Origin of the sequence: Nocardioides zeae, assembly GCF_010686755.1 — a bacterium.
In the GTDB taxonomy this organism is placed as follows: Bacteria; Actinomycetota; Actinomycetes; order Propionibacteriales; family Nocardioidaceae; genus Nocardioides; species Nocardioides zeae.
In genome coordinates this window covers 192,121-214,701 of the sequence record NZ_JAAGXA010000008.1, presented here as the reverse complement: position 1 = coordinate 214,701, position 22,581 = coordinate 192,121, and the positions used below count along the sequence as shown (strand labels likewise).

The following is a 22,581-nucleotide window of genomic DNA, read 5'->3' as shown; positions in this document are numbered from 1 at the left end:
CTCAGGGCCAGCCGAGCCCGACCGTCTCCTCGCTGATCTCCCACAGCCGACGCTGGGCCTCGGGGTCCCGCGCGAGCTTCGTCGACCCCACCGGGCGTGGCAGCCCGCGGAGCTGGCTGAACCCGCTGGGTCCGCAGTAGGTGCCACCCCGGAGGTCGGCGGTGGCGGCCATCAGCGTCGGCAGGGCGCCGTCGTCGGCGGACTGGGCCGTCGCCGACGCCACCGCGTTGAGGATCGAGGCGAGCCCGCCCGTGCCGCGGCCGGTCTGGCCGTAGGACAGGAGGTGGGTCGCGGCGTACCCCGGGTGCGCCGCCAGCGCCCGCACCGGCGCGCCGGCGGCCTCGGCGCGGCGCTGCAGCTCGTAGGTGAAGAGCAGGTTGGCGAGCTTGGTCTGCGCGTAGACGCCCCAGCGCGAGTAGCGGCGGGGCGGGGTGCGCGGGTCGCCGAGCGGCGCGTGCCGCGCCCGCGTGTGCATGAAGGACGACACGGAGACGACCCGTCCGCCGCCGTCGGCGACGAGCTGCGGCCAGAGCAGCCCGGTCAGCAGGAAGTGGCCGAAGTGGTTCGTCGCCATCTGGAGGTCGAGGCCGTCGTCGGTGCGCCGAGCCCGGGTGGCCATGACGCCCGCGTTGTTGACGAGGAGGTCGATCGGGCCCAGCCGGGCCGCCTCGGCCGCCGCGGTGCGCACCGAGCCGAGGGACGCGAGGTCGACGACCAGGCGGTCGAGGTCGGCGCCGGGAACGGCGGCCGTGATCTCGGCCGTGGTGGCGTCGAGCTTGTCGGGGCTGCGCCCGGCGAGCACCACGCGGGCGCCGGCCCGGGCCAGCTCACGCGCCGTCGCGGTGCCGAGCCCGCTGGTCGGGCCGGTGACGACGGCGGTGCGACCCGCTAGGTCGGGCATCTCGGCGAGGGACCACGTGCGGGGCTCGTGCTTCACGGCGTCACCGCCAGGTTCGCGATCACGCGGCGGGCGAGCTCCTCGTCGCCGGTCAGCTCCCAGCGTGCGAGGTCGGGCTCGCCACGACCGCCCGACGCCAGGCAGAACGCCTCGAGGTCGGTGCGCAGCGCCGCCGTCGGGGTGCCGAGCTCCTCGACGGGCACGGGGCGTCCGCGACCGTCCTCGCCGACGAGGACGCCCACGGGCGGCAGGGCGCCGACCTCGACGACGACCGACGTGCCGGGCGCCGGCTTCACCCGCTTGCCCACCACGAAGGGGACGGAGCGCAGCAGGCGCTGCGTGCAGTACGCCGCGGGGAGGCCGTCGAGGCCCCCGGGTCGGCCGACGGCGCGTCGCAGGTCCTGCTCGTGCATCCACACGTCGAAGGGACGGTTGCCGAGGAACGTCTCGGTGTCCCAGCCCAGGAGCCCGAACGGACCGGGCGCCGTCACGGAGGGGTCGGTCGGCGGGTGGGCCTGGAGCTCGTCGTACCGCCCCCGCGTCGTGCTCCGCAGCTCCTCCACGAGCGCGGCCGGGTCCGCCTCGCGCAGCGCGGCCACGCCCTGCTCGGTGAAGCGGCCCATGTCGTTGCGCACGTGGGCCACCTCGCCGATCTCGACCTCGGGGTGCGCACCGCCGACGGTGAGCGACTCGAGGTGGACGAGGTGCGCGAGCACGTCGTGGGCCGTCCAGCCCGGCAGGTCGGTCGGGCGCTGCCACTCCTCGGGGGTGAGCGGCGTCGCGACGGCGAGGAAGTCCTCGACGGCCGCCCACCAGACGTCGACGTAGGACGCCAGGCGGGCCGCCGGGTCGGTGTCGGAGGGGACCTCGGCGGCGCTGGGGGGAGGGGTGGACATGTCCGCCAGGGTAGTGGCGGGTGCGCGCCCGGCCCAGGGTGTCGGTGCGGCCCTCTACCGTCGTCCCCATGACGACCGACCACGGCCTCGTGCCCCGCGTCCGCGCTCCCGAGCTGCGGGGGCGCGGATGGCTCAACACGGGTGGCCGCGCGCTCACCACCGCCGAGCTGCGCGGCCGGTTCGTGCTCCTCGACTTCTGGACGTTCTGCTGCGTCAACTGCCTCCACGTCCTCGACGAGCTGCGGCCCGTCGAGGAGCGGCACGCGGAGCACCTGACGGTCGTCGGCGTGCACAGCCCGAAGTTCGTGCACGAGGCCGACCCCGACGCGCTCGTGGCGGCGGTGGAGCGCTACGGGGTGCACCACCCGGTGCTCGACGACCCGGAGCTGGTGACGTGGCAGGCCTACACGGCGCGTGCGTGGCCGACGCTCGTGCTCGTCGACCCGGAGGGCTACGTGGTGGCGCACTACGCGGGCGAGGGCCACGCCCACGCCATCGACCGGCTGCTCGACCGGCTCGTGGCCGAGCACCGGGAGCGGGGCACGCTGCAGCCGGGCGACTCGCCGTACGTCGCGCCGCCCGTCACCCCCGGCGACCTGCGGTTCCCGGCGTCGGCGGTCCGGTTGCCCGACGGCCGGGTCCTGGTCGCCGACGCGGGCCACGACGAGGTCGTCGAGCTGGCCGCGCCGGAGGGCCCGGTCCTGCGTCGCTTCGGCGGCTTCCGCGAGCCCAACGGGGTCTGCCTGCTGCCGGGCGAGGTGGCGGCGGCGGTGGGGTACGACGCGGTCGTCGCCGACACGGTCGGTCACCGCCTCGCCGGGCTGCGCCTCGCCGACGGCACGGTCACGACCCTCGCCGGCGACGGGGGGCAGTGGATGCAGGGCGACGGCACCGAACGGCTCTCGTCGCCGTGGGACGTGGTCTGGTGGCGCGACCGCGTGTGGGTGGCGATGGCCGGGATCCACCAGCTGTGGACCCTCGACCCCCGCACGGGCGTCGTCGAGGTCGCCGCGGGCACGACCAACGAGGGCCTCCTCGACGGTCCGCTGCCCGAGGCGTGGTTCGCCCAGACCTCCGGGCTGGCGGTCTCCCACGACGGCGCGCGGCTCTGGCTCGCCGACTCCGAGACCTCCTCGCTGCGCTGGGTCGAGGCGGACGAGCAGGACGGGCTGGTGGTGCGCACGGCCGTCGGCACCGGGCTGTTCGACTTCGGGTTCCGCGACGGCCCGGGCGGGTCCGGCGAGGGGGCCGCCCTGCTGCAGCACCCGCTCGGGGTCACCGCCCTGCCGGACGGCTCGGTCGCGGTGTGCGACACCTACAACGGGGCCGTGCGGCGCTTCGACCCCGCGGCCGGCCCGAGCGGCGAGCTGACGACGCTGGCCACCGGTCTCGCGGAGCCGAGCGCGGCGTACGTCGCCGGCGACGCCCTCGTCGTCGTCGAGTCGACGGCGCACCGGCTGACCACGGTCGCGCTCGGGACGGCCGTCACGACGGAGGGGTTCGCCCACCGCACGCAGCGGCCGGTCACCGAGGTCGCCGCGCGGCTCGAGCTGGTGGTGCCGTTCACGCCGCCGCCAGGGCAGAAGGTCGACGAGCGGTTCGGGCCGGCGACGCAGCTGCTCGTCACCGCCACGCCGCCGAGCCTCCTCCGCAGCGGTGACGGGCGGGCGGTCCCGCTGACCCGCGAGCTCGAGCTCGACCCGGCGGTCGGGGAGGGCGTGCTCCACGTCGCGGCCCGGGCGGCGTCGTGCGACGCGGACACCGACGGCGAGGTCCCCGTGGGTGCGGCGTGCCACCTCCACCAGCAGGACTGGGGCGTCCCCGTGCGGGTGAGCGCCGGCGCGTCGGCGGAGCTGCGCCTCCCGCTCGGGGGCGAGTCGTGACGGGGAGCCCGAGGGTCAGGCGCGGGCGGCGGTGAGGAAGGCGGTGGCCTGCGCCGTCGCGTCCTCCTCGCCCTCCACCGAGAGCGGGAGGAGGAGGTTGGCGACCGCGTCGCCGTAGGCGGCGGCGCAGAACCACTGCTCCGCGCGGCTCTCGTCGTCCAGCACGACGGGCACGTAGCCGCACGCGACCCCGCCGCCGCCGTCGACCTCGGAGGAGGCGACCTCCTGGCCGAGGTTGAAGGAGACGGTCTGCGCGGCGAGCTCGGGGGCGTCCACGGCGGCGATCTCGTCGCTCACGAAGATCGCGACGACCAGCTGGGCCGCCGGGTCGGTGCTGCCGTCGACGGCGTAGACCGCGCCGGCAGGCGTGCCCTCGGCTCCGGCGGGGCGGTCGTCGAACACGCCGAACGCCTCGTCCAGGCGGGCCTCGGCCTCCGGCGACACGTCGCGGGTCCACGCACCACCGCCGACCGCGTCGAAGGTGTCGGGCGTGACGAGCGAGCCGTCCGCCGCCCCGCCCTCCGTGGACGCGTCACCGTCACCGGCCTGCTCCTCGAGCGGCTCGCCGTCGGGTTGCCGCACCCACCACACGACGACGACCAGGCCCGCGAGCAGGACCGTGAAGGTCACCCACCAGCGGCGGCGCATGAGGGTCGGTCGGGGGTCGAGGTCCTCGCTCACCCGGCCAAGGGTGCCACCTCCCCCCTGCGGTGCCACGCCGGGTGACCCAACCGACAGGCGCCGGGATTGCGGGCGGGGTGGCGCGGCGCCGTACCCTGGGCGACGGCCAGTGGCTCCTCCGATCGGCAGCGTCGATCGAGGTCACTCTTCCTTGTGCCCGGTGTGGTGCGTGCGGCTCTCCCGCGGCGCAGAGACCAGCGATCGGGTCCATCGAGATCGCGTCTCGTCAGGCCCCCGGACCCGCACCCGTGGTTCCGGGCGCAGACGCATGCCTGTCATTCGCGCGTCCGCGCGAGGAAGTAGAACCCGCATGTCCCAGAACACCACTCCCGCTCCCGAGGCCACCCCGGGGACCACCGTCTTCGACTCGCTGCGCGGTGACATCGTCGCCGCGCTCGCCACCCAGGGCATCACCGCGCCGACGCCGGTGCAGGCCGCCGTCATCCCCGACGCGCTCGCCGGCGCCGACGTGCTCGGTCGCGCCCAGACGGGTTCCGGCAAGACGCTCGCGTTCGGCATCCCCGTGCTCGAGCGCCTCGCCGGTGGGCGCAGCCGCCCGAACCACCCCCGCGCCGTCATCGTCGTGCCGACGCGCGAGCTCGCCACCCAGGTGGCGCGGTCGCTGCAGCCCCTCGCGGCGGGCGTCGGCCTCAAGCTGACGACGGTGTACGGCGGTGTGCCCTACGAGCGCCAGACCCGCCAGCTGCGCCAGCGCGCCGACATCGTCGTCGCCACGCCGGGCCGCCTCAGCGACCTGGTCGAGCGCGGCCACTGCTCGTTCGACGACATCGCGGTGACGGTGCTCGACGAGGCGGACCACCTCTGCGACCTGGGCTTCTACCCGGCCGTCGACGAGCTCGTCGGTCGGACGCCCGCCGGCAGCCAGCGGATGCTCCTCAGCGCCACGCTCGACGGCGACGTCGACAAGCTGGTGCGCCGCCACCTCACGGCCCCGAAGGTCCACGAGCTCGACCCCAACGCGGGCGCGGTCACGACGATGACCCACCACACCCTCGTCGTCGGCGGCTTCCGCGAGAAGGTCGACGCCGCGGTGCAGCTCGTGGAGGCCAACGGCCGCACCATCGTCTTCACGCGCACCCGCGAGGGCGCCATCGAGCTCGCCGAGGCGCTCGAGCAGCGCGGCGTCACCGCGGTCGACCTCCACGGCGACCTGTCGCAGCGGGCGCGCGAGCGCAACCTGGCCCGCTTCTCCTCCGGTGCAGCGCAGGTCGTCGTCGCCACCGACGTGGCCGCCCGCGGCATCCACGTCGACGGCGTCAAGCTCGTCGTGCACTTCGACGCGGCGTCCGACCCCAAGGCCTACCTGCACCGCTCGGGCCGCACCGCCCGCGCCGGCACGGACGGCGCCGTCGTCACCATCACGACGCCGAAGTTCCTCGACGCGCTCGTGCGTCTCCAGCGCGGTGCCGCCGTCGAGGTGCTCCACCACGACATCCGCACGGCGCCCCGCCCCATGACCGCCGAGGCCCTCGCCGCGTCGGGCACGTCCGCGCCGGCGACCCGCCAGGGCGGCCAGCGCAGCGGCGGACCGCGCGGCGGCGCCCCGCGCACGGGCGGCTACCGCGGTCGCAGCGACACCCGGTCCTACGGCGAGCGGGGCCGCAGCGACACCCGCGCGCCGCGCAGCGACAGCCGCGGTGGCCGCAGCGACAGCCGCTGGACCCGCGAGCAGCGCCCGGAGCGCACCGGCCGCTGACCCCGGCGCGCGACAGCACGAGCACGGCCCGGCACCCTCGTGGGTGCCGGGCCGTGGTGCGTCCGTCGTGGGGGGACGCGCATGCGGGCACGAAGAAAACGCGGACGCGAGAAAGAAAACGCGGACTCAGGGCCGCGACACGCCGAGCGCGGCCCGCCTCCGGTCCGCGTTTTCTTTCCCGGGGCCCAGGCCCGGGCCCGGTCACCCAGGCCCGGCAGCTCACGGAGCCCCGCGGTTCTCCTCCAGCCGGGGGAGCGCGTCGCTGAGCTCGTCGGCGACGAGGAGGTCCTTGCGGACCTGTCCGGCGCGGTACGACGCGCGGCCCGCCATGTGCGACGCGACGGGGGCGGTCACCATCTGGAACACCGCGACCAGGACGAGGATGGCGGTGGCCGAGGGGTCCCGCAGCCGGAGGGCGAGCCCGACGACCACGAGCAGGAGGCCGAGCACCTGCGGCTTCGTCGCCGAGTGCATGCGGGTGAGCAGGTCGGGGAAGCGCAGCAGCCCGATCGCGGCGATGAGCGAGAGGACGGCACCGGCGAGCAGGAGCACCCCGGCGACGACGTCGAGCACGTCGGTGAGGGTCATCGGCTCATCCTCCGGGTGCGCAGGCTGTGCTCGCGCAGGCTCCGCTCGCGGCGGCTGGCGATGCGGGCGCGGTTGACGGGGTCGTCGGACTCCTCGGCCTCGACGTCGTCGCTGCCGGGCGAGAACCGGGCCACGCTCACCGAGCCGACGAAGCCGAGCAACGTCGCGACGAGGAGCAGCGGCATCGTCTCGGAGTTGCGGTCGATCGCGGCCTCGACGGCGATCGCGCAGATGCTGATGGCGATCAGCACGTCGAAGGCGATGGCGCGGTCGAGGGTGGTGGGTCCGAGGGTCATCCGGATGACCACCAGGAGCGCGGACACCCCCAGCAGCACCCCGCAGACGATCAGCAGCACGGTCATGACACAGCCTCCTCGAGGTCCTGCTCGTCGCTGGCCCGGAAGGCGCGGTGCACCCGGGCCTCCTGCTCGAGCGCGTCGCGCCGCACCCGCTCCATGCCCGCCTCGTCCGTCACGTCGATCGCGTGCAGGAAGAGCGTGTGGCTCCCGCGGTGGGCCTCCACGACGACCGTGCCGGGCACGAGCGAGAGGAGCTCGGCGACGATCGTCAGCACGAAGTCGGAGTCGGTCGCGAGCTTGACCTCGACGAGAGCGCTCGTCAGCGGCTTCGGCGGGAAGAGGGTGAGCCACGCGACCTGCAGGCTGGCGCGGAACACGTCCCACAGGAAGCGGCCGAGCAGCACGAGCAGGGCCCAGGGGTGCACCCGCACCCGCATCCGCAGCGGCGGCAGCGGGAAGACGAGGGAGACCATGACCGCGACGGCCACCCCGCCGAGCAGCGAGAACGCCGAGTACGAGCCCCACAGCACCCACCAGACCAGCGCCAGCACCATCACCATCGGCCACTGCACGGAGCGGTAGCGGGCGGGCCGCTGCTTCCCGGACCGGGTGGTCTTCATCTGCGGGCTCACGGGGCGTCCTCCCCGAGCACGGAGGAGAAGTACGGCGTGCGCTCCATGAGGTCCTCCGCGGCCCGGTCGGTGAAGCCGAACAAGGGCCCGGCCACGAAGGTGATCACGATGCTGACGAGCACGAGGCCGGCCGCCGGGCCCACCATCGAGAAGGGCAGTCGCTCCGGCAGGGAGCCGTCCATGACCCGCTGGTAGAGGTCGCGGTCGGGCTCGTCGGCGTCGGCGACCCGCTTCGCCTCGGCCAGGTCGCGCTCCCCGAAGGCGACGGAGCCGACGTGCACGTGCCCGCGGTGCCGCACGAGCTGGGGCGTCGCGGCGTCCTCCTCCGTGTGGGAGTCGCCGGTGCCGGGGAGCAGCTTCATCATCTCGTGCGCCTGCTCGGGCGAGCGCCAGAAGGCGAGCGCCCAGGTCTTCGCCACGGCGTACAGGGTGAGGAGGCTGGTGAGGGTGCCGCCCGCGACGAGCACGAGGGCCAGCCACGACCCCTCGGCGAGGCCGGCCTGCAGCAGGCCGACCTTGCCGAGGAAGCCCGACAGCGGGGGGATCCCGGCGAGGTTCATCGCCGGGATGAAGAACAGCACGCCCAGGACCGGCGCGAACCGGGCGAGGCCGCCCAGCCGGAGGAGCGCGGTGCTGCCCGCCCGGCGCTCGATGAGGCCCAGCACGAGGAAGAGCGCGGTCTGGATGGTGATGTGGTGCGCGACGTAGAAGATCGCGCCCGACAGGCCGGTCTTCGTGGCGAGGGCGACGCCGAAGATCATGTAGCCGATGTGGCTGACGAGCGTGAAGGACAGCATGCGCTTGATGTCCGACTGCGCGATGGCGCCGAGGATGCCGATGAGCATCGTCAGCAGCGCCGCCCACAGGAGCAGGTCGGTGAGCGGGCTGCCGGGGAAGATCAGCGTCTGCAGCCGGATGATGGCGTAGACGCCGACCTTCGTGAGCAGGCCCGCGAAGACGGCCGTGACGGGCGCCGGTGCGGTCGGGTAGCTGTCGGGCAGCCACAGCGAGAGCGGGAAGACCGCGGCCTTGATGCAGAACGTCACGAGCAGCAACAGCTGCAGCGTCAGCGCGACGTGGTCGGGCAGGTCGTCCACCCGCTGCGCGATCTGGGCCAGGTTGAGGGTGCCGACCGCGGCGTACACGGCCGCGAGCGCCACGAGGAACAGCATCGACGACAGCACGTTGACGACGACGTAGATCGTGCCCGCCCGGATGCGGGCGGCGGTGCCGCCCAGCGTCAGCAGCACGTAGCTGGAGAAGAGCAGCATCTCGAAGCTGACGAACAGGTTGAACAGGTCGCCCGCCAGGAACGCGTTGGAGACGCCGGCGACCAGCACCATGAAGGTCGGGTGGTAGATCGAGACCGGGGTCTCCGACTCGTCGCCGGTCATGCCCTGACCGATCGAGTAGAGGAGGACGGCGAGGGTCACGATCGCCGACACGAGCAGCATCAGCGCGGCGAGGCGGTCCGCGACGAGCGCGATGCCGATCGGCTTCCACTGGCCGAGCCACACGACCTGCGGCCCGTCCTGGTCGGCCGCGACGAGCAGCACGGCCGCGATGACGACGATGGCCGCGAGCACGCCGACGGTGATGGCGCGCTGCGCCCGCGGGCGCTTGGACAGCATGAGCGCCGCGCCGGCTCCCAGGAGGGGGAGGAGGACGGGGAGCGGTACGAGCGCGGTCATGCGCCCTCCTCCACCGGGTCGTCCTCGTGCTGACCCTTGGTGCTCAGGTCGTAGCTGTCGGAGTTCGCGTCGTCGATGGCGAGCTTGCGGATGGCGGAGTCCTCCACGTCGTCCTGGACGTCGTCGTTGCCGTTGAGCTGCCAGGACCGGTGGGCCATGGCGAGCAGGAACGCGACCGTGCCCAGGGTGATGACGATCGCGGTGAGCACGAGGGCCTGCGGGAGCGGGTCGGCCATGCCGTCGGGGTCGGAGCTGCCGACGATCGGCGAGGTGCCGGCCCGACCGCTCGCGACGAGGAACATGACGTTGACGCCGTTGCTGATGAGCACCAGCCCGACGAGCACGCGGGTGAGGCTGCGCTCGAGCAGCAGGTAGACGCCGGCGCCCATGAGGGCGGCGACGACCACGAGGAGCGTGAGGTTGACCTGCATCAGTGCACCCCTCCGGTCGCACGGGAGACGGAGTCGTCCTCGCGCTCGGCCCGCAGGATCTGCCGGTCGAGCCGTGACCCGAACGTGCGGAGCAGGTCGAGGATGAGGCCGACGACGACGAGGTAGACGCCGATGTCGAAGACCACCGAGGAGACGAGGTGGGGCTCGCCCAGGAAGCCCAGGTCGACGTACACGTCGTAGGACTGCAGGACGGTGCCGCCGAAGGCCATCGGCGCGAGCCCGGCCAGCGCGGCGACGAAGAGGCCGGTGCCGATGAGCACGCCGGCGTCGATCGGCGCGGCCTCGTCGAGCTCGTACCGCCCGCCCGCGAGGTAGCGGATCATGAGGGCCAGGCCCGTCACCATGCCCGCGGCGAACCCGCCGCCCGGCATGTTGTGGCCGGCGATGAGCAGGTAGATCGCGAACACCATGATCACGTGGAACACGAGGCGGGTGACCACCTCGAAGACGATCGAGCGGCGGTCGGGGCTGAGGGTGCGGGGGCCGGGCAGCCACACGCGCCGGCCCGGACGGGTGGGCTGCTTCTCGACGCCCTTCGGGTAGGGGATGTCGGCGACGCGACGGATCCCCGACATCCGCGTGTCGAGGAAGATCAGGCTCGCCACGCCGGTCGCCGCGGCCACGAGCACCGAGATCTCGCCCATCGTGTCCCAGGCGCGCATGTCGACGAGCGTGGTGTTGACGATGTTCTTGCCGTAGGCGAAGTCGACCGACGCCTGCGGGAAGGCCTCCGAGACGGGCGAGGCCGTCCGCGCCGCGGCGGCGATCATCACGAAGACCGCGGCAGCGGTGCCGAAGACGGCGGCCAGCGCGACCCGCCAGTAGCGGCGCCGGGTCAGGGGGCGGTTGGTGAAGTACTCCGGCAGGCGCCGCAGCACCAGCACGAAGACCACGAGGGTGACCGTCTCGACGAGCACCTGGGTGAGGGCGATGTCGGGGGCGCCCTGCACGAGGAAGAGCAGGCCGCAGCCGTAGCCCGTGACGCCGGCGAGGATGACCGCGCGCAGCCGGCGCCGCGACCGCACCGTCGCGATCGCCGCGGCGACGATGACCAGCCCGATGATGGGCTGCGCCAGCCGGTCGTAGCCGACCAGCTCGATGCGCGAGGAGTCGTCGAGGAGGGCGCGCACCGCGGCGTACCCCGGCAGGGCGAGCACCACCAGCAGGATGATCGCCAGGTAGTTGGCGACGGAGCCGCGCTGGAACGAGCCCGTCACCTCGACCGCCGAGCGGTCGACGGCCCGCATGCCGAAGCGGTAGACGCCCTCGGCCGTGACCGGCAGCGCCGTGCGCGCCTGGAACCGGCACAGCGGCTCACGCACCAGGAAGATCCCGACGCCGACCGCGATCGCGACGACCGAGAACAGCAGCGGGAGTCCGAAGCCGTGCCAGAGCGCCAGGTACTCCTCGTGGGAGCCCGGCGCCAGGGTGTCGGCGTACGGCGCGAACGCGGTCGTCAGCGGCGCCCCGGCGAAGCCGGCACCCAGGCACAGGGCGGCGAGCAGCACCGGGGAGACCGTGAACGCGGGGTGGGGCGCCTTGACGACGGTGGGCTCCACGCCGGGCTTGCTCGCGAAGGCCCCCCACAGGAACCGCACGGTGTAGCCGACCGTCAGCGCCGAGCCCGCGACGAGGCCGGCCACGACGAGCCAGCCCGCCCAGCCGGGCACGCCTGCCGTCTCGCCGTGCGCCAGCTCGAGGAGGGCCGCGAAGATCGACTCCTTGCCGACGAAGCCGAGCAGCGGCGGGAGGCCGGCCATCGAGGCGCCGGCGATGATGCCGGCCGCGGCGACGGCGGGCATCGCGCGACCGACGCCGGACAGCTCGCGCAGGTCGCGCGTGCCGGTCTGCTTGTCGACGATGCCGACCACGAGGAAGAGGGGCGCCTTGAAGAGCGCGTGCGCCACGAGCATCGCCAGGCCGGCGAGGGCGGCGGTGCGGGAGCCGATCGCGAAGACGACGGTGAGGAAGCCGAGCTGGCTGACCGTGCCGTAGGCCAGCAGCAGCTTGATGTCGCGCTGCCGCAGCGCCCGCCAGCCGCCGATCAGCATGGTGACCGTGCCGAGCGTGAGCAGCGACAGGTGCCAGCCGGGCACGCCGGCGAAGGCCGGGGCGAGCAGGGCGACGAGGTAGATGCCGGCCTTCACCATCGACGCCGCGTGGAGGTAGGCGCTGACCGGGGTGGGGGCCGCCATGGCGCCCGGGAGCCAGAAGTGGAAGGGGAAGATCGCCGACTTGCTGACGGCGCCGACGAGGATGAGCAGCACCGCGACGGTCACCGCCGGGCCCGACGGCGGGTCGGCGAGGATCCCGGTGATCCGGTAGGTGCCGGCCTCCTGGCCGAGCAGCAGCATGCCGACGAACATGACGAGCCCGCCGAGCGTCGTGACGATCAGGGCCTCCATCGCGGCCAGGCGGCTCGCGCGCTTCGTCGGCTCGAAGCCGATGAGCAGGAAGGAGAAGATCGTCGTGAGCTCCCAGAACACGAAGAGCACGAGCAGGTCGTCGGCGAGGACGAGGCCGAGCATGGCGCCGACGAAGGCCGTGAAGCTCGTCGTGAAGATGACGAGGCCGGGGTCGCCGTCCTTGAAGTACCAGGCGCAGTAGGTCATCACCAGCACGCCGATGCCGGCGACGATGAGCAGCATCACCCACTGCAGCGTGCTCACCGCGAAGGCCAGCTCGAGCCCGATCGAGGGCACCCAGTCGACGACGGAGGTGACGGTGCCGCCGTCCTTGACGTCGTCGTAGAGGGTCAGCGCCCAGACCGTGGTCGCCGCCGGGAGGAGCGCCAGCACGAGGAACGCGCGACGACCGAGGAGGCGGACGAGGGCAGGGGCGGCCGCGGCGGCGACGAAGTGGGCGACGGCGACTGCGAGCAAGTGCACGGCCTTCGTGGTCGGTGCTGGTCGCGGGCAGGCGTCAGCAAGGGCGGAACGGAGGTCGGGACTCGTCGATTCTAGGCGACGCGTCCAGCCGCTCCCGCGCCCGGTTCAGACGGGCTGCAGCGCCAGTCGCAGCGCGATCGCCAGCATGACGACGCCCACCAGTGCCTCCAGCACGCGCCACGTCCCGGGGCGCTCGAGCAGCCGGTGGGCGCGGGCCGCGCCGTACCCCAGCCCGGTGAACCACAGCAGGCTCGCCAGCACGGCGCCTCCGGCGAACCACCAGCGGAGCGCCGGCCCCTCCTGCTGGGCGACGGAACCGAGCATGAGCAGCGTGTCGAGGTAGACGTGCGGGTTCAGCCACGTGAGCGCGGCAGCGGTCGCGACCGTCCGGCCGAGCCCCCGGCCGGCGGCGGCCGCGGGGTCGAGGGCCGCGGGGCGTACGGCGCGGCGCAGCGCCAGCAGCCCGTAGGTCGTGAGGAACACGACCCCGCCCCAGCGCAGCACGTCGACGACCATCGGCGCCAGGGCCACCAGCGTGCCGATCCCGGCGACGCCCGCGACGATGAGCACGGCGTCGGAGGCCGCGCACACCGCCACCACCGGGCCGACGTGCCGTCGCAGGAGGCCCTGGCGCAGCACGAACGCGTTCTGCGCCCCGATCGCGACGATGAGGCCGAGCCCGGTGAGGAGACCGGTCGCGGCGGCGACGGCGGTCGTGGTCGTGTCCATGACGGTGACGCTAGGCAGCGCCCGTCGTGAAGGGAAGCGAAAGAATCTGCAGGAGCATTAGCATCGCTTCATGTACGCCCCCGCCCAGCTCGCCGCCCTCGTCGCCGTCGTCGAGACCGGCACCTTCGACGCCGCGGCCCGTGCGCTCCACGTGACGCCCTCCGCCGTCAGCCAGCGGATCCGCGCCCTCGAGACCCAGGTCGGCCAGGTCGTCGTGTCCCGCAGCGTGCCGTGCCGCGCGACGCCGACGGGCGAGGTGCTCGTGACCCTGGGACGCCAGACGGCCCTGCTCGCCGCCGAGGCGGACCGGCGCCTCGGCGGCGGCTCCGCCGTGCTGCGTGCCGCCGTGGCCGTCAACGCCGACTCGCTCGCCACCTGGTTCCACGACGTGCTCGAGGCCGCGGCGGGGTGGGACCGCGTGGCGCTGGAGGTGTACGTCGAGGACCAGGCCCACACGCTCCGGCTGCTCCGGCAGGGACGGGTGCTCGCCGCCGTCACCTCCGACCCGACCCCGGTGCAGGGCTGCTCCGTCCGGGCGATCGGCGGCCTCCGCTACCACCCCGTCGTGGCCCCGGCCGTGCTCGAGCGGGCCACCGTGGACGGGCGGCTCGACTGGTCCCGGCTGCCGCTCGTGCGCTTCAACGAGCTCGACGACCTCCAGCACGAGATCGTCGCCGCCGCTGGGGCGACGCCCCCGGACGTCGTCCACCGGGTGCCGACGACGGCCGACATGGCCGAGGCGGTACGCCGCGGGCTCGGCTGGGGCATGTTCCTCGACGGCCAGCTGGGCGACGCCCTCGAGCGCGGGCGGCTCGTGCGGCTGCCCGCCGAGCCCGTCGTCGTACCCCTCTTCTGGCAGCGCTGGCGCGTCGCCTCCGACCTGCTCGACCGCCTCACCGACGCGGTCGCGGCGGCCGCCGGCGCCGCGGCGTAGGGGCCTCCGCACGACCCCGCCTCCTCCGGAGGGAGGAGACGGGGTGGGCACCCGCGCCCGATGTCCCGGAGGGTCCCGCGGAACGAGGCTCGAGGCATGACCACGACACTCCGATCCCGCACCTCGCTCCGGTCCGCGGCGACGACCGTCGCCGCCGCCGCCCTCCTCGCGCTGACCGCCTGCGGTGGCAGCGCCGGCACGGGCGGCGAGGCCCGTGCCCCTGCGCCCCGCCCGGTGGACCAGCCCGCCGACGCCCACCCGCTCACCGCCACGGACGTCGACGCCTGGCTCGACGGCTACGTGCCGGCGGCGCTCGACCGGGAGGGCATCCCCGGCGCTGCCGTCGCGGTCGTGCACGACGGCGAGGTCGTCAGCGCCCGGGGCTTCGGCTGGGCCGACCGCGACGACCGCGTGCCGGTCGACCCCGACGCCACGCTCTTCCGCACGGGTTCGATCTCCAAGACGGTCACCGCGACGGCGGTCATGCAGCTCGTCGAGTCCGGCGACGTGGACCTCGACGTCGACGTCGCGACCTACGTCGACGTGGACCTCGAGCGACCCGTCACGCTGCGCCACCTCCTCACCCACACCGGCGGCTTCGAGGAGCGGGTCGACGGTCTCATCGGGGGCCCGGACGCCACGGTCGACCTGCGGGAGGCGATGACGTCGGACCCGCCGGCGCAGGTCTTCGAGCCGGGCACGACGCCGGCGTACTCCAACTACGGCAACTCCCTCGCCGGCCTCGTCGTCGAGGAGGTGAGCGGCGAGCCGTTCGAGGACTACGTCGCCGACCACGTGCTCGCGCCCGCCGGCATGACGTCGTCGACCTTCGCGCAGCCGCTGCCCGCGGAGCTCGCGGACCGCCTCGCGCAGGGGTACGCCGCACCCACCGGCCCCGCCAGCGAGTTCGAGACGGTCGGCACGGCGCCGGCCGGGGCGATGACGGCCTCGGCGAGCGACATGGCCCGCTACATGCTGGCCCAGCTGGACGACGACGGCCCGCTGCTCGCGGGGGCCACGCGGGACGAGATGTTCGCGCCCGCTCTCGGCGAGGAGGAGCTCGGCGGCCTCGCGCACGCGAACCGCATGACCCTCGGCTGGTTCGACCGCAGCCGCGGCGGCCACCGGATCGTCGAGCACGGCGGCGACACGATCGTCTTCCACACCGACCTCGCCCTGTGGCCCGAAGAGGGCTCGGGGATCTTCGTCGCGATGAACGGCACGGGCAGCGAGCCGACGTCGACGCTCGAGCTGCGGCAGGGCCTGCTGGAGGGGTTCGCGGACCGCTACCACCCGGGTGACGAGCCGGCGCCGGCCGCCGACCTCGATCCCGACCGCTCCGCGGAGCAGGCTCAGGCGCTCGCGGGGGCCTGGGAGCCGTCGCGCACGATCCGCAGCAACTTCCTGGCCGCGGCGTACGCGACCGGGAGCACGACGATCACCGCCGAGGAGGACGGGCGCGTGCTCGTCTCGCCCGGTCCGAACGCGGCGGAGCCGGTGCTCTTCGAGCCCGTGGACGACTGGACGTGGCGCGAGGTCGGCGGCAGCAGCACCATCGCGGCCCGCGTCGTGGACGGCGAGGTCGAGGCGATCGGCTACGACTCGGCGTTCGCCTTCCTGCCCGTGCCGGCCGGCCGCGCCGCCGCCGTCCCGGTGCTCGGGGTCTCGCTGCTCGTGCTCGTCGTCGCCGGCCTGACCGCCGGGGCGACCGCGCTCGTGCGGTGGGTGCGCCGTCGCCGCGGCGCGGAGGCGCCGGAGCGCACGCCGACCGAGCGCGTCCTGCGCCTGCTCACGGGCGTCGGCGTCGCGAGCGCCGTGCTCGCCGCCGTGGGCTGGGCCGTGGTCGTCACCGGGGTGATGGGCTTCGCCCCGCCGTCCACGGGCGTCATCCGGGGCGTGCAGCTGCTCCAGCTCCTGGCCCTGCTCGCGGTGGTCCCGGCCGCGTGGCGTGCCGTCGACGCCGTTCGCCGCCGCCGCGGCCTGCTGCGGGTGCTCGGCCCCGTCGTGGTGACTGCCGCGCTCGTCGGACTCGGCTGGGTGGCGGTGTCGCTGCGGCTCCTCGCATCCGACATCACCTACTGAGCCCGGCCGATCGCCTCCGCCCTAGCCTCGGACCCGACCCCAGGAGGACCGATCCCGATGACGACCACCACCGGCACCGCGAGCCCCGCCGCCCGTGACGCCGTGCTCACGGCCGCCGTCGCCGCGCTCACGGCGGTCGCGCTGCCCGCCGTGGTCCTCCTGGGGGCGGCCTCGGGGGAGACGGTCCCGGGCACGGGGGCCACTGCGGTCCTCACGGCGGTGTGCGTCGTGCAGTGCCTGCCGCTCGTCGTGCGGCGCAGCCGCCCCGTGGCGTGCCTCCTCCTGGTGGCGGCGCTGCAGGTGGCCGTCGTCGCAGCAGCCAGCCCGGACGACGTCGGGGCGCGGGGGGCGGCGCCGTTGCTCGCGGCGTACGCCGTCGGTTCCCTGCTCCCCGAGCGGCGCGCGGCCCGCGTCGTACCGGCCGCGGTGCTCCTCGAGCTCGTCGGCACCCTCGCCGTCACCGTGCCCACCGGTGGCGTCGGCACCGGCCTCGTCGGCGTCGTCGGCGGGGCGGTCACCTACGTCGCCGCCGCGCTGGTGGGGGCGCACGTGGCGACCCGTCGCCGGTACGCCGAGCTCGAGCGCCGCCGCGCCGCGGAGGCCGTCGCGGCGCAGGAGGACCGGGTGCGCTCGGCGGTCGCCGAGGTGCGGGCCGGCATGGCGCGGGAGCTGCACGACATCGCCGCCCACCACCTCTCCGCGATGGTCGTGCAGGCGACGGCCGCGTCCCGGTTGGTCGAGCGCGACCCCGCGGCCGCGCGGGAGGGCCTGCTCGCGATCCGTGCCCAGGGGCGCCGCACGCTCGAGGACCTGCGGATGCTCGTCGGCGTGCTCCGCGATCCCGACAGCGCCGAGGACGGCGCCCCCGTCCCGGGGCTCGGCGTGCTCGACGGTCTCGTCGAGCAGGCGCGGACGCTCGGGGACGACGTGGTCGTCCGCCGGGCGCAGGGGACGGAGCACGGCGCGGGGCTCGCGCCGCTCGCGGACGTGACGGCCTACCGGGCGGTGCAGGAGGCCCTCTCCAACGCGCGGCAGCACGCGCCGGGCGCGCCCGTCGTCGTCGACGTGGCCCGGGGCGACGAGCGGGTGGTCGTCACGGTGGAGAACGAGCCGGCCCCCGCTCCTCCACCCGACGGTGGGCCCGCCGGTCGACGCGCCGGCGAGGGCGTCGGGCTGCTCGGCATGCGGGAGCGGGTGCAGCTCGTCGGCGGCCGGCTCGACGTGGGCCCGACGCCCGCCGGAGGATGGCGGGTGCGGGTGGAGCTGCCCGTGGACGCCCCCGCGGGGGAGCACGAGCGGGAGCAGGAGGGGGAGCGGTGATCCGGGTGCTGCTGGTCGACGACCAGGCCGTGGTGCGGGCCGGGTTCGGGGTGATCCTCGCCGAGCAGCCCGACCTCGAGGTCGTCGGCGAGGCCGGCACGGGGCCGGAGGCGGTCGCGGCCGTGCTCCGCACCCGCCCTGACGTCGTCTGCATGGACGTGCGGATGCCCGGCGGCGACGGGTTGGCCGCGACCCGCGCGATCGTCGCCGAGCACGGCGACGCCGCGCCCGCGGTGCTCGTCGTCACCACCTTCGACCTCGACGACTACGTCTTCGGCGCGCTCGAGGCCGGTGCCAGCGGGTTCGTCCTCAAGGACTGCGAGCCCGAGGAGCTGGTCGACGCCGTGCGACGCCTGGCCGCGGGGGAGGGCCTGCTGCAGGCGGGCATCACGCGGCGCGTCATCGAGGAGTTCGCCCGCCGGCGGGGAAGCGCACCGGCCCCCGACCTCGCCGATCCGCTGACCGAGCGCGAGACCGAGGTGGTGCGGCTCCTCGCCCAGGGGATGTCCAACGCCGAGATCGCCGCGGCGCTCGTCGTCGAGGTGACGACCGTGAAGTCCCACCTGGGCCGGGCCATGACGAAGATCGGCACGCGCGACCGCGTGCAGACCGTCGTGTGGGCGCACCGCAACGGCCTCGGGGGCTGAGCCCGCGCCGTACCCGGGCACGTCGACGGCCCCCGGGAAGCCTCCCGGGGGCCGTCGACGTGGTGGGTCGGTCAGGCGCGGATCAGAACGCGGCCTCGTCGAGGTCCATGATCGCGAGGTCGGTGGCCTCGGCGATCTTCCGCTCGGCGGAGATGCGCGGGAGGTTCTGCTGCGCGAAGAACTGCGCGGCGGCGACCTTGCCCTCGTAGAACGCCTTGTCCTTGCCCGGGTCGCCGTCCAGCTGGGCGATCGCGACCTCGGCGCCGCGCAGCAGCAGCCAGCCGCAGACGACGTCGCCCAGCGCCATGAGCAGGCGGCTGGTGTTGAGCGCGACCTTGTAGACGTTGCGGATGTCGCCGCCCGACGACGCGTCCGCCGACATGAGGTCGTTGATCATGAGGCCGACCAGGGCGTTGGCGTCGTCGAGGGCGGTGGCGAGCAGCTCGCGCTCGTTCTTGAGACGGCCGTTGCCGGCCTCCGACTCGATGAAGCCCTTGATCTCGTTCGCCAGGTGGCCGAGGGCGCGGCCCTGGTCCTTGACGATCTTGCGGAAGAAGAAGTCCTGGCCCTGGATCGCCGTGGTGCCCTCGTAGAGGGTGTCGATCTTGGCGTCGCGCACGTACTGCTCGATCGGGTACTCCTGCAGGAAGCCCGAGCCGCCGAACGTCTGCAGCGACTCCGTGCCCAGCAGCACCCACGAGCGCTCCGAGCCGTAGCCCTTCACGATCGGCAGGAGCAGGTCGTTGACGGCCTCGGCGAGCTCGTCGCGCTCGCCGGCCGCCTCCGCGATCTGCACCTTGTCCTGCCACGACGCCGTGTAGAGCACGAGCGAGCGCATGGCCTCGGCCGACGCCTTCTGCGTCATCAGCGAGCGGCGCACGTCGGGGTGGTGGGTGATGGTGACGCGGGGCGCGGTCTTCGCCGAGTTGGTGAGGTCGGCGCCCTGCACGCGGCTCTTGGCGTACTCCAGCGCGTTGAGGTAACCGGTCGAGAGCGTGGCGATGGCCTTCGTGCCGACCATCATGCGGGCGTTCTCGATGACCTGGAACATCTGCGCGATGCCGTCGTGCACCTCGCCGAGCAGCCAGCCCTTGGCCGGCTCGCCGCCGCCGACCTGCGGGTCGCCGAAGGTGACCTCGCAGGTGTTGGAGACCTTGATGCCCATCTTGTGCTCGACGTTGGTGACGTAGACGCCGTTGCGCTCGCCGGTGAGCTCGCCGGTCTCGTGGTCGAAGTGGTGCTTCGGCACGACGAACAGGCTGAGGCCCTTCGTGCCGGGGCCGCCGACGCCCTCGACGCCGGCCGGGCGCGCGAGCACGAGGTGGATGATGTTGTCCTGCAGGTCGGACTCGGCCGACGTGATGAAGCGCTTGACGCCCGTGATGTTCCACGAGCCGTCCTCGTTGGGGGTGGCCTTGGAGCGGCCGGCGCCGACGTCGGAGCCCGCGTCGGGCTCGGTGAGCACCATGGTGGCGCCCCACTTCTTCTCGACCATCAGCTGCGCGATGCGCTTGTCGCGGTCGGTGCCGTTGCGGTGCACCACGCCGGCGAAGGCCGGGCCCGCGGCGTACATCCACACGGGCGCGTTCGCGCCGAGCACGAACTCGCCGAGCGCCCAGACGATGCTGGACGGTGCCTGCTGGCCGCCGAGGTCCTCGACGATCTGGAGGCGCCACCACTCCGAGTCCATCCACGCGTCGTAGCTCTTCTTGAACGACTCCGGGATCGGGGCCGTGTGGGTCTCGGGGTCGAAGACCGGGGGGTTGCGGTCGGCGTCCTCGTAGGACGCGGCGAGGTCCTCGCGGCTGAGGCGCTCGACCTCGCGGAGGATCTCGCGGGCGGTCTCGCCGTCGAGCTCCGCGAACGGGCCGGTGCCGAGGATCTCGTCGCGCCCGAGCACCTCGAAGAGGTTGAACTCGATGTCACGCAGGTTGGTCTTGTAGTGGCTCACGGAACTCCACCTTCGTGCGGTCGGTTGGGCGCCAGCGGCGATCGCTACTGGCAAGTAACATGAATGATCCGCCAGACCCGCCACGGATTCAAGTCGTCGCGGAGATTCGTCGGTCACGACCGTCATGTGGACGCCCCCGGCACGATCGAGATGCCTAACCTAGGTTTCCTTGTCGACTTGGGTGTCCGGGTCGACGTGGGGTGACGACGGAGGAGCGGGATGAAGCAGCTGATCGTGCTGGGCGTGGTGGGGTTCCTCGCGCAGCTCGTCGACGGTTCCCTCGGGATGGCCTACGGCGTGACCTCCTCGACCCTGCTCCTCGCCGCGGGCGTCGCCCCGGCTGCGGCCTCCGCCGCCGTCCACTTCTCCGAGATCGGCACGTCGCTGGTCTCCGGCTTCTCCCACCACCGGCTGGGCAACGTCGACTGGCGCACCGTCGCGATCCTGGCCGGGCCGGGCTTCGTCGGCGCCTTCGTCGGGGCGACCTTCCTCGTCAGCCTCCCCGCGGAGACGGCCAAGCCGTGGGTGGCGGGCATCCTGCTCGCGCTGGGGCTCTACGTCATCTACCGCTTCCTGGTGCTCCGCGGGCGGCGACCGCAGTTCCGGGGGCGGCCGAGCGCCCGCTTCCTCGCCCCGATGGGGCTGTTCGGCGGGGCGCTCGACGCCATCGGTGGCGGCGGCTGGGGACCGGTCGGCACGACCACCCTGCTGTCCTCGGGCCGCCTGGAGCCCCGCAAGGTGGTCGGCTCGATCGACACGTCGGAGTTCGTCGTCGCGGTCGGCGGCTCCCTCGGGTTCCTCGTCGGCCTCGGGGCGGCCGGCATCGACTGGGGCTACGCGCTCGCCCTGCTGGCCGGCGGTGTCGTCGCGGCCCCCATCGCGGCGTACCTCGTCAAGATCCTCCCCGCACGCGTGCTCGGGGTCGCCGCCGGCGGGCTCATCGTGCTCACCAACTCCACGACGATCGGCGGCACCCTCGGGCTCGTCGGCACCCAGGTGGGCGCGCTGGCCGCGGTCGTCGGCGCGCTGTGGATCGCGGGCATCGTGTGGGCCGTCCGCGACGAGGTGGCCCTCCGGCGCGCCGAGGCGGCAGCGCGCGAGCCGAGCGGCGAGCTCCAGACCGCCTGAGCGGACGCGTGCCGGCGGCGCGCTTCTGACAGAATCGCGGCATGCGCGTCTCCGCGAAGTCCGACTACGCCCTGCGAGCCCTCCTCGAGATGGCCGTGGAGCGCGAGGACGGGCGCCCGGTGAGCGCGGAGGAGCTCGGCCGTCTGCAGGAGATCCCGCACGGCTTCCTCCAGGCGATCCTCGCCGACCTGCGGCGTGCCGGCATCGTCGTGTCGCAGCGCGGGCAGTACGGCGGGTGGCGGCTCCAGCGCCCCGCCGACGAGATCTCGGTGGCGGACGTCATCCGCGCGGTCGACGGCCCGCTCGTCTCCGTCTACGGCCTGCGCCCCGAGTCGGTGACCTACAACGAGTCCGCCGCCGTGCTCCAGCACGTCTGGATCGCGGCCCGGTCGTCGCTGCGCGACGTCTTCGAGAACGTGACCATCGCGCACCTGTCGTCGGGCGACATGCCCGAGGTCGTCACGCGGCGCACGGCCGACGAGGACGCCTGGCAGACGCGCTAGGCCCGTCAGAGGTCAGGCTGGTCCGCGAACGGGTCGGTCAGCACCTCGGCGAGCGTCTCGACGACGGGCCGCAGCTCGCGCCAGTCGGCGCGCACCCGCTCCGCGAACCCCGGTACGCCGATGACCTCGGGCGCGAAGCCGTGGTCGCGTCCGAAGGTGAGCGAGCGGTGGCGCAGCAGGTCGATGCGCGGGTGGTCCTTCGAGAACCCGCGGGGCGCCGTCTTCAGCGTGTCGCCGCCGACCGACCAGCCACGGCGCTCGACCGCGGCCACGTCGTCGACGAGCGTCGGGCCGGTGGCGTCGTCCGCGACGTACGCCCGGAAGCGCGCGAGCGCGTCCGCCTCCGCGCGGTAGAAGCCGCCACCCGTGCGCACGCCCGCGGCCGAGACCTGCACGTAGAAGCCGCACGAGGGCCCGACGGCCACGAAGGCGCCCTGGTGGGTCTTGTAGGGCGTCTTGTCGGTGCGGAAGCGCACGTCCCGGTAGGGCCGGAACACCTTCGCCGCGCCGAACTCGGCCTCCAGCGCAGCGGCCAGGGCGAGCATCGGGGCGCGGACGGCCGCGTCGTACTGCTCCTTGTGGGCGAGCCAGAACGTGCGCGAGTTGTCGAGCTCGAGGTCGTCGTAGAAGTCGAGCGCGGCCTCGCCGAAGCCGGTGAACAC

General features: G+C 74.0%; 20 protein-coding genes. 8 read left to right on the top strand and 12 right to left on the bottom strand.

Features of this window, described 5'->3' with window-relative positions:
* Position 1: 1 nt before the first annotated feature.
* Both G3T38_RS13210 and G3T38_RS13205 read right to left on the bottom strand, forming a co-directional pair.
* Positions 2-937: an oxidoreductase gene (locus tag G3T38_RS13210; RefSeq protein WP_338037635.1), complete on the bottom strand. Its 936-nt coding sequence runs from the start codon at positions 935-937 to the stop codon at positions 2-4.
* On the bottom strand, positions 934-1,794 hold the full coding sequence (locus G3T38_RS13205; RefSeq protein ID WP_163772765.1) for a maleylpyruvate isomerase family mycothiol-dependent enzyme: 861 nt from the start codon (positions 1,792-1,794) through the stop codon (positions 934-936). Before G3T38_RS13205 ends, G3T38_RS13210 begins: the two co-directional genes overlap by 4 nt.
* 68 nt (positions 1,795-1,862) lie before the next feature.
* Between G3T38_RS13205 and G3T38_RS13200 the strand changes: the two genes are divergently transcribed.
* The gene (locus G3T38_RS13200) at positions 1,863-3,677 is read left to right on the top strand and encodes an NHL domain-containing thioredoxin family protein (protein WP_163772764.1); all 1,815 of its coding nucleotides are present in this window, start codon (positions 1,863-1,865) and stop codon (positions 3,675-3,677) included.
* A gap of 15 nt (positions 3,678-3,692) precedes the next feature.
* Here the strand turns inward: G3T38_RS13200 and G3T38_RS13195 are convergent, their stop codons facing one another.
* Entirely contained in the window at positions 3,693-4,358 is a 666-nt protein-coding gene (locus G3T38_RS13195) for a hypothetical protein (protein ID WP_163772763.1), read from the bottom strand.
* A gap of 310 nt (positions 4,359-4,668) precedes the next feature.
* Here G3T38_RS13195 and G3T38_RS13190 point away from each other — a divergent pair, with 310 nt between their 5' ends.
* Positions 4,669-6,075, top strand: coding sequence for a DEAD/DEAH box helicase (locus G3T38_RS13190; RefSeq protein ID WP_163772762.1), 1,407 nt, complete (start codon positions 4,669-4,671; stop codon positions 6,073-6,075).
* Between the two features lie 219 nt (positions 6,076-6,294).
* Here the strand turns inward: G3T38_RS13190 and mnhG are convergent, their stop codons facing one another.
* The 7 genes from mnhG to G3T38_RS13155 form a co-directional block, all read right to left on the bottom strand.
* Positions 6,295-6,663 (bottom strand): monovalent cation/H(+) antiporter subunit G, encoded by a 369-nt coding sequence (mnhG, locus tag G3T38_RS13185; protein WP_163772761.1) that lies wholly within the window; start codon positions 6,661-6,663, stop codon positions 6,295-6,297.
* Entirely contained in the window at positions 6,660-7,025 is a 366-nt protein-coding gene (locus G3T38_RS13180) for an MrpF/PhaF family protein (RefSeq protein WP_163772760.1), read from the bottom strand. Before G3T38_RS13180 ends, mnhG begins: the two co-directional genes overlap by 4 nt.
* Positions 7,022-7,594 carry a Na+/H+ antiporter subunit E gene (locus G3T38_RS13175; RefSeq protein ID WP_163772759.1) on the bottom strand — a complete coding sequence of 191 codons (573 nt, stop codon included), beginning with the start codon at positions 7,592-7,594 and terminating at the stop codon, positions 7,022-7,024. The genes G3T38_RS13180 and G3T38_RS13175 overlap by 4 nt, the downstream gene beginning before the upstream one ends.
* Positions 7,591-9,285, bottom strand: a complete 1,695-nt coding sequence (locus G3T38_RS13170; protein WP_163772758.1) for a Na+/H+ antiporter subunit D — start codon at positions 9,283-9,285, stop codon at positions 7,591-7,593. Before G3T38_RS13170 ends, G3T38_RS13175 begins: the two co-directional genes overlap by 4 nt.
* Positions 9,282-9,716 carry a Na(+)/H(+) antiporter subunit C gene (locus G3T38_RS13165; RefSeq protein WP_163772757.1) on the bottom strand — a complete coding sequence of 145 codons (435 nt, stop codon included), beginning with the start codon at positions 9,714-9,716 and terminating at the stop codon, positions 9,282-9,284. Before G3T38_RS13165 ends, G3T38_RS13170 begins: the two co-directional genes overlap by 4 nt.
* The gene (locus G3T38_RS13160; protein ID WP_206675875.1) at positions 9,716-12,625 is read right to left on the bottom strand and encodes a Na+/H+ antiporter subunit A; all 2,910 of its coding nucleotides are present in this window, start codon (positions 12,623-12,625) and stop codon (positions 9,716-9,718) included. Before G3T38_RS13160 ends, G3T38_RS13165 begins: the two co-directional genes overlap by 1 nt.
* A 105-nt stretch (positions 12,626-12,730) precedes the next feature.
* A complete protein-coding gene (locus G3T38_RS13155; RefSeq protein ID WP_163772756.1) occupies positions 12,731-13,354 on the bottom strand; it encodes a LysE/ArgO family amino acid transporter in 624 nt (207 codons plus the stop codon).
* A 70-nt stretch (positions 13,355-13,424) separates the two neighbouring features.
* On the opposite strand from G3T38_RS13155, the gene G3T38_RS13150 reads away from it, so the two are divergent.
* From G3T38_RS13150 to G3T38_RS13135, 4 genes are all read left to right on the top strand, one after another.
* Entirely contained in the window at positions 13,425-14,288 is an 864-nt protein-coding gene (locus G3T38_RS13150; RefSeq protein ID WP_163772755.1) for an ArgP/LysG family DNA-binding transcriptional regulator, read from the top strand.
* 96 nt (positions 14,289-14,384) lie between these two features.
* The gene (locus G3T38_RS13145) at positions 14,385-16,370 is read left to right on the top strand and encodes a serine hydrolase domain-containing protein (RefSeq protein WP_163772754.1); all 1,986 of its coding nucleotides are present in this window, start codon (positions 14,385-14,387) and stop codon (positions 16,368-16,370) included.
* Between the two features lie 57 nt (positions 16,371-16,427).
* The gene (locus G3T38_RS13140; RefSeq protein WP_163772753.1) at positions 16,428-17,690 is read left to right on the top strand and encodes a sensor histidine kinase; all 1,263 of its coding nucleotides are present in this window, start codon (positions 16,428-16,430) and stop codon (positions 17,688-17,690) included.
* Entirely contained in the window at positions 17,687-18,337 is a 651-nt protein-coding gene (locus G3T38_RS13135; RefSeq protein ID WP_163772752.1) for a response regulator, read from the top strand. Before G3T38_RS13140 ends, G3T38_RS13135 begins: the two co-directional genes overlap by 4 nt.
* Positions 18,338-18,419: 82 nt before the next feature.
* Here G3T38_RS13135 and G3T38_RS13130 read toward each other — a convergent pair whose 3' ends face one another.
* Positions 18,420-20,288: an acyl-CoA dehydrogenase C-terminal domain-containing protein gene (locus G3T38_RS13130; RefSeq protein WP_163772751.1), complete on the bottom strand. Its 1,869-nt coding sequence runs from the start codon at positions 20,286-20,288 to the stop codon at positions 18,420-18,422.
* A gap of 219 nt (positions 20,289-20,507) precedes the next feature.
* Between G3T38_RS13130 and G3T38_RS13125 the strand changes: the two genes are divergently transcribed.
* Both G3T38_RS13125 and G3T38_RS13120 read left to right on the top strand, forming a co-directional pair.
* Complete coding sequence (locus G3T38_RS13125; RefSeq protein ID WP_163772750.1) at positions 20,508-21,416, top strand: sulfite exporter TauE/SafE family protein; 909 nt, start codon at positions 20,508-20,510, stop codon at positions 21,414-21,416.
* Positions 21,417-21,457: 41 nt separating this feature from the next.
* Positions 21,458-21,919 (top strand): RrF2 family transcriptional regulator, encoded by a 462-nt coding sequence (locus G3T38_RS13120; RefSeq protein ID WP_163772749.1) that lies wholly within the window; start codon positions 21,458-21,460, stop codon positions 21,917-21,919.
* A 5-nt stretch (positions 21,920-21,924) separates the two neighbouring features.
* Here G3T38_RS13120 and G3T38_RS13115 read toward each other — a convergent pair whose 3' ends face one another.
* Positions 21,925-22,581, bottom strand: coding sequence for a TIGR02453 family protein (locus tag G3T38_RS13115; protein WP_163772748.1), 657 nt, complete (start codon positions 22,579-22,581; stop codon positions 21,925-21,927).

Bases quoted from the DNA above. Each gene is read 5' to 3' on its own strand.
- G3T38_RS13205 (WP_163772765.1), bottom strand. From the start codon at position 1,794: ATGTCCACCCCTCCCCCCAGCGCCGCCGAGGTCCCCTCCGACACCGAC.
- G3T38_RS13200 (WP_163772764.1), top strand. From the start codon at position 1,863: ATGACGACCGACCACGGCCTCGTGCCCCGCGTCCGCGCTCCCGAGCTG.
- G3T38_RS13190 (WP_163772762.1), top strand. From the start codon at position 4,669: ATGTCCCAGAACACCACTCCCGCTCCCGAGGCCACCCCGGGGACCACC.
- mnhG (WP_163772761.1), bottom strand. From the start codon at position 6,663: ATGACCCTCACCGACGTGCTCGACGTCGTCGCCGGGGTGCTCCTGCTC.
- G3T38_RS13180 (WP_163772760.1), bottom strand. From the start codon at position 7,025: ATGACCGTGCTGCTGATCGTCTGCGGGGTGCTGCTGGGGGTGTCCGCG.
- G3T38_RS13170 (WP_163772758.1), bottom strand. From the start codon at position 9,285: ATGACCGCGCTCGTACCGCTCCCCGTCCTCCTCCCCCTCCTGGGAGCC.
- G3T38_RS13165 (WP_163772757.1), bottom strand. From the start codon at position 9,716: ATGCAGGTCAACCTCACGCTCCTCGTGGTCGTCGCCGCCCTCATGGGC.
- G3T38_RS13155 (WP_163772756.1), bottom strand. From the start codon at position 13,354: ATGGACACGACCACGACCGCCGTCGCCGCCGCGACCGGTCTCCTCACC.
- G3T38_RS13150 (WP_163772755.1), top strand. From the start codon at position 13,425: ATGTACGCCCCCGCCCAGCTCGCCGCCCTCGTCGCCGTCGTCGAGACC.
- G3T38_RS13145 (WP_163772754.1), top strand. From the start codon at position 14,385: ATGACCACGACACTCCGATCCCGCACCTCGCTCCGGTCCGCGGCGACG.
- G3T38_RS13140 (WP_163772753.1), top strand. From the start codon at position 16,428: ATGACGACCACCACCGGCACCGCGAGCCCCGCCGCCCGTGACGCCGTG.
- G3T38_RS13125 (WP_163772750.1), top strand. From the start codon at position 20,508: ATGAAGCAGCTGATCGTGCTGGGCGTGGTGGGGTTCCTCGCGCAGCTC.
- G3T38_RS13120 (WP_163772749.1), top strand. From the start codon at position 21,458: ATGCGCGTCTCCGCGAAGTCCGACTACGCCCTGCGAGCCCTCCTCGAG.